Source organism: Pseudomonas sp. Pseusp11 (genome assembly GCF_047304405.1).
Taxonomy (GTDB): domain Bacteria; phylum Pseudomonadota; class Gammaproteobacteria; order Pseudomonadales; family Pseudomonadaceae; genus Aquipseudomonas.
Genome location: NZ_JBGLZF010000117.1, coordinates 1 through 250 on the forward strand (window position 1 = coordinate 1; position 250 = coordinate 250).

1 pseudogene is annotated in these 250 nt (G+C 58.8%); it reads left to right on the top strand.

Features of this window, described 5'->3' with window-relative positions:
- Positions 1-22 precede the first annotated feature (22 nt).
- Positions 23-250 (top strand): annotated as a pseudogene (locus ACCC96_RS30390) (DNA polymerase Y family protein); the annotation flags it as partial.

The window sequence follows — 250 nt, forward strand, 5'->3', positions numbered from 1 at the left end:
GCCTGATCATAGCCGGCTTTTGGTGACAGCGGCAACCGCCGTTGCCCAGCAGTTCGGGATCGAAGAGGGGATGACCGTTGCCGATGCCAAGGTGATCACCCCTGACCTTGTCGTCTTTGACGGAAAAAAAGGCAGGGCGGTGAAACTGCTAACCGGGCTGGCTGAATGGTGTTTGCGGTATACCCCGCTGATTGCGCTGGATCCGCCCGACGGACTGCTGCTGGATGTAACCGGTTGCACGCATCTGAAG